This is a genomic window from Arthrobacter sp. GCM10027362, assembly GCF_042679445.1.
Classification (GTDB): Bacteria; Actinomycetota; Actinomycetes; order Actinomycetales; family Micrococcaceae; genus Crystallibacter.
Window position 1 is genome coordinate 1 of sequence record NZ_JBHTML010000238.1, and the last position, 5107, is coordinate 5107.

General features: G+C 65.2%; 4 protein-coding genes and 1 pseudogene. 4 read left to right on the plus strand and 1 reads right to left on the minus strand.

Translation table 11 applies throughout. The features are described 5' to 3' along the window. Positions 1 to 199: 199 nt before the first annotated feature. From ACFQ36_RS20585 to ACFQ36_RS20595, 3 genes and pseudogenes are all read left to right on the plus strand, one after another. Complete coding sequence (locus tag ACFQ36_RS20585; RefSeq protein ID WP_377017063.1) at positions 200 to 433, plus strand: hypothetical protein; 234 nt, start codon at positions 200 to 202, stop codon at positions 431 to 433. Between the two features lie 4 nt (positions 434 to 437). After that, positions 438 to 1340, plus strand: a pseudogene (locus ACFQ36_RS20590) (NAD-glutamate dehydrogenase); the annotation flags it as partial. Next, positions 1246 to 1779 (plus strand): hypothetical protein, encoded by a 534-nt coding sequence (locus ACFQ36_RS20595; protein WP_377017067.1) that lies wholly within the window; start codon positions 1246 to 1248, stop codon positions 1777 to 1779. The pseudogene ACFQ36_RS20590 and the gene ACFQ36_RS20595, both read left to right, overlap by 95 nt. 2447 nt (positions 1780 to 4226) lie before the next feature. Here the strand turns inward: ACFQ36_RS20595 and ACFQ36_RS20600 are convergent. Then, positions 4227 to 4628 (minus strand): hypothetical protein, encoded by a 402-nt coding sequence (locus ACFQ36_RS20600; RefSeq protein ID WP_377017065.1) that lies wholly within the window; start codon positions 4626 to 4628, stop codon positions 4227 to 4229. A gap of 351 nt (positions 4629 to 4979) precedes the next feature. On the opposite strand from ACFQ36_RS20600, the gene ACFQ36_RS20605 reads away from it, so the two are divergent. After that, on the plus strand, positions 4980 to 5107 hold a 128-nt coding region (locus ACFQ36_RS20605), incomplete at its 3' end, for an oxygenase MpaB family protein (RefSeq protein ID WP_377017069.1).

A 5107-nucleotide genomic window follows, 5' to 3' on the forward strand; every position in this document is an offset into this window, starting at 1 on the left:
GCGCATCGACGCCGAGGGCACCTTCCACACCCTCTGGGGCGGGGACAAGACCGAGGTCGAAGCGGTCGACACGCACTAATCAGCGGACCGGTGTAAGCCTCACTTGCGTTGCAAGGTGGCTTGAAGCGTTTGCAATGAGGCATTTGGCGGGAACAAGACCGCCACGGCGGTCCCCGGTCCGCATTAGGGAGGCGTTTTTATGTCGTTGGAATCCAGCGTGGTGGAAGGGTTCGTCGCTGACACGGCCACACCGGGGTTTTTGCAGAACTACTACGGGCATCTGGCCCCGGAAGACACTGCTGAATACCGGCCGGAGGACCTGGAGGCCCGGGTCGGGGCCCATCTGTCTGTGGGCTATGCGCGGCGGCAGCGCGAGGCCATCATCTCCGTGGGCACGCACGGGGGGTGTCTCGGTCATCTACGTGGTCACTGACGACATGCCGTTCCTTGTCGACTCGGTGACTGCGGAAATCGTCCGGCAGGGACTGGCCATCAACCTGGTCGTGCACCCGATCTTCCTCGCCGCCCGGCACGGTGAGGACGGAATACTGGACACCATCAAGCTGGTGGTTACCCCGTCCCCGGTCTCCAGCGGTGACACCGCCACAGTGCCGGATCTCTCCCGGTTTTTCGGGACCGGCACGACGCATGCGCGCGTCGAGTCCTGGATAGCGGTCGAGCTCGGCGGCGAGCCGAGCAGCGAGGCCGTCGCCGGGCTCGTTGCCGGTATCGAACGCGTCCTCGAGGACGTGCGAGTGGCGGTCGACGACTGGCAGGATATGCGCGATAAGGCACACGAGATCGCCGGTTCCCTAGGATCCGTGCCAGACGGTCACGAGATCCCGGATCTGCACGCGGCCAGTGAGCTGCTGCGCTGGCTCGACGACGGCGACTTCACCCTCCTTGGCTACCGGGAGTACGATCTCGCCAGCGAGGACGGCCGGGATGTCCTGCGGGTCCGCCCGGAGAGCGGGCTGGGGCTGATGCGCAGGCATGTGTCGGGCATGCCGGTCCAGCACCTGACCGAGTCCGGGCGCGCGAAGGCGCGGGAGAAGCGCGCACTGGTCATCACCAAGGCGAACTCGCGTTCCACGGTCCACCGTAGTGTGTACCTGGACTACATCGGGATCAAGAGCTTCGATCCGAAGGGCAATGTCAACGGCGAACGGCGCTTTATCGGGCTGTTTGCTTCCAGTGCGTACACGCGCACCGTGCGCAGCATCCCGGTGCTCCGGGAGAAGGTTGATGCGGTGCTTCGTGCCTCCGGGTTTGCAAGGGATTCGCATTCGGGTAAGGACCTGGTGGCGATCCTTGAGTCCTATCCGCGCGACGAGTTGTTCCAGATCGAGGTCAAGGATCTGCACGAGATTGTCATGGGCATCCTGCGGCTGCAGGAGCGCCGCCGCACGAGCGTCTTCCTGCGTCCGGACATCTACGGCCGGTTCATGTCGGCTGGTGTTCCTGCCCCGCTACCGCTACACGACCCCTGTACTGCTGCGGGTGGAGAAGGAACTCCGCGAGGCTTTCAATGCCGAGTCCATGGATTTCGAAGTGAGGATGAGCGAGTCCGCGCTGGTCCGCCTGTTCTACCGGATCCGTCTGCCGCGCGGCGGCGGTGTGCCACAGGTCGACCGGCGCGAACTCGAGGAACGCCTGATGCTCGTGGTCCGTTCCTGGCCTGAGGCGATCAGCGACGCGTTGCGGCAGCGGCTCCCGGGCGAGCAGGCCGCCCACGATGCGCGCCGGCCGCCGTCGTCGTTGAAGAGCAGCGCCCGGTAGATCGTCTCCGGACACAGGCGCAGGTCCGGTTCTGCCGGGAACCGCAGGACCGGCCCGGCCGCAGATCTGTTCCGGTGACCGGCGGTTCAGCTTGCGCTGCACCAGCTCGCGCAGGCGCCGGTTCGCGTTCAGCTTCCGCTCCCGCGGCCGCCGGTGCTGCCGGCGGGCGTCATGGTCGGCGGTGTGGGGCAGGTACCGGCCCTGCCCGTCGCGGTGGCGGCCCGGCTCCCGCTTGATGGTTGACGGGGCCCGTCCGGTTCCCGCCCGATGTGCCGCAGGGAGCAGCCCGGCCGCAGCCGGTCCGCGATCTGCAGCCGTTCGCGCAGGGACAGGTACCGCCTTCGAGGACGGCCCGGCCTGCCCCTGCGGCTGTGCCGCGCGCCGGTTCCGCAGTCTGGTCCCGATGTTCCTGCTCACTCCCAACATCCTGCAGGCCCGGGTGTCCGAGGCCCCGGCATTGACCAGTTCCCGGTACCGTGTCTCCCGCAGGGCCCGCAGTTCCTGCGCCGCGGACAGGGGCTTCGCGGTGCGTTCGGCGACATCCCGTGCTTCTCGGATCCCGTCCAGGTGCACCTGCCGCAGCCGGGCCTTTTCGGCGCCCAGGTGCTTTTCCGCCGGGCCTCCCAGGCAGCGGCCACCGCGGGCGGGAGCCGCAGCTCCCTGCCCACCCGCGCGGCCGGATGCCCAGACCGCAGCACCATGAAACGGCCGTAAAGCCACCGGTACCCGGTCGCCAGACTTACCTCTGGGGCCGCGGCGGCAGTTTCCAGGACCGCCCCGCCCAGGCAGACAGGCCGGAACGCTTCCCCGGCCGCGGGTTCGACCTGGAGGTGATGGCGCCCGTTCCTGTTTTCCAGGAACCGCTCGTTCCACTCCCGGGCACGGCCGGAGAAGAATCCGAGCCAGGCCTGGGCTCCCGCATGGTCCAAGCCCTCGCCACGGAGCCGGAAGTACTCATCGCGCAGCCACCGGTACGCCGTCTCCTTCCCGACACCGGCCGCACGGGCCGAAGTTTGAGACCGCGGCCCTCACGGATAAGAGCCAAAAACCGCCGGCATGCAGGCGAATCGAACCTTCGATACATCGAAGCCACTCCCTAAAACGGGTGTTGCCTCGACCAACAGAATCCGCGGTATCCCAACCGCTACAGGTGCTGCCCGGACCTCCCGCATGCGCCGGGTTCCAGCAGGGACCACCCGTACACATAGTTAGTCATCGGCTGACGGTAGGGAATTAGCAGATGGCCGGGAATTCCGGCTGGACGGTCAGGCACCGGTTAACCAACGGGATTGGGTGCCCTGCCGGGTTCAGGCCGGCCGTCGGCTGCAACCGGCGGCGAGGACACGAGAGACTCCCGCTACCCGGCGCGGGCGGTGGGATCTTTGATGGGTATGCAGGTTGGGGGATTGGAAACACAACCACCTGCTGCAGCGCGGACATCCCTGTCAGGGAAGCCGGCAGCGTGTCGCCAGCGGAGCCATACGCGCCGGTGCTACCGTGACCTGGGTGACATGGGTCACAGCGTGTGAATTGGGGGCGCTATGACTGTTCCATGTCCTGGAGATTGCGGCCCCGGCCGGCGTTGGGGGAACCGGTCGGGGCCGCACCATCCGCCGGCAGGCTCGATTGGGGGCCAGGCCTGGCGGCGGGGAACATCCGGGAAGCTGAACCGACACATGCCACGCAGCTTCCGGATTGACGGCTTCGTTATCCCTCCGCAACAGGAAAGCATACTTAGCAGTTACCGGCCAAGCCTTGGCGCACGCTTGGAAACCCTCAAGGCAAAATCAAGACCAGATCGAGACACCCGGACGCCGTTGAATCCTCGGGAAAGCCGGTGTCTCATCGCTATGTCTCGCAGGTGGCCATCGCCTTAACTGTCGTCGCAGACTGCTCCGAGACACATTTCGAGTGGCCGGGCTGCGCGAACAATCCGCGCTTCGCCGGTCCCCGGTCGCCAACCATGCGAGGATTTCCCGGGCCTCGTCCAGATGGCTCACGAACTGGGAAAATTCCCCTGACCTGCGCTTGTGTATAGCTGCGTGAGATGAATCTGGTCCGGCGAGGAAAACGACACGCTCACGGAGCCTCACATCTCGCTGCTTTTCCCGCTGATAGCGTGGGTGACTGTGCTTCCAACATCCCCCATAGCTGGAAACACGAACGCATATCCCATTTGGATACGCACAAAAGGCCCCCGCCACCTGTCCCTGGTAGCGGGGGTCTCTTGTTTCCTGGGTGCTGGTGCAGACCGCCTTTGCAGCGCGCCGCGAAGTGGGCAGTTGCAGCCCCTGAATCAGCCCCAACGGCGGAGCGGATTGCCTCGCATGAGTCCCTGTGCCGGCATCCCTGCGACATGTGCGAGGAAGAGGGCCGACCGTAGCCTGCGTGGGATGTCTGCCAACCGTTTGTCCGGTGGAAATCCCAGGCATGGGATGAGAACTGCCCTAGCAGCCCAGTTCGACGGCCCGTGACGCATCCGAACCGTCGTATTGCCAGCCGTACGGAGTCAGGGTCCATGAACTGCTGTAGGTATAGAACCAGTATTTTTTGTACGGTTCCCCGCAATACACATACGATATGGCGCGGAGGTTGGAAGCATCCCCTTCCACGTCATTTTGGGCGACGTTATGCCATCCGCCTCCGTACCACTGGTAAAGCCAGACAAACAAATGGTGTCTGCCGGACCACTCCTGGTGTGCGGCGCCGTAAATAAAGCGCTTGTTGAAGGCACTGGTATGGATGTACGGCGGTTCCGCGGCGGGCCGCCTGTGGTTGCTGTCGATTGTCGCCGGGGACGCTGCCGGCATGACGATCATGCCCAGACCCACAAGGACGGCGATGATCATGGCACGGACCTTGGTCCGGACTCCTGTCCGGGACTGCAAGGGCTGGGGAGTTGCGGTGGTGCTGTGGAGCACGGTGCACCTGGTTTCAGATAAAGCGGATGCGATGGCACCCTTAAGACTTCAAGGACCGGGTCGGAGTATGACCGAAACGTTCAAGCACGGATTCCAGGAATCCTGGTAAGAATTGTCCGCCCGAATTGGAATGCTGAGAAGCGGGTTTCGCGCCCTCTTGCACTTCAAATTCGAGACGTGCTGGGAGCCTTGCCGGCGCGGTTGCCGGACGCCCGTCCGGGTGCGGGGCCCTGCGGGCAGCGAACCGGGGCCGGGAACCGGATCGGGTACAGTGTCTGAATGGTCCGTGGACTGGCCGACATCGGGGCGGAGGGTGTTTTGCTCGCCGGCGCGGGGCGGGCCCTGCTGCTGCAGATCGCCCATCCTGCCATCGGCCATGCCGTGGCCGAGCACAGCAATTTCGCCGA

What these genes read in the sequence shown, in the direction of transcription:
- ACFQ36_RS20585 (WP_377017063.1), top strand. Translation starts at nt 200, where the DNA reads ATGTCGTTGGAATCCAGCGTGGTGGAAGGGTTCGTCGCTGACACGGCC.
- ACFQ36_RS20595 (WP_377017067.1), top strand. Translation starts at nt 1,246, where the DNA reads ATGCGGTGCTTCGTGCCTCCGGGTTTGCAAGGGATTCGCATTCGGGTA.
- ACFQ36_RS20600 (WP_377017065.1), bottom strand. Translation starts at nt 4,628, where the DNA reads ATGATCATCGCCGTCCTTGTGGGTCTGGGCATGATCGTCATGCCGGCA.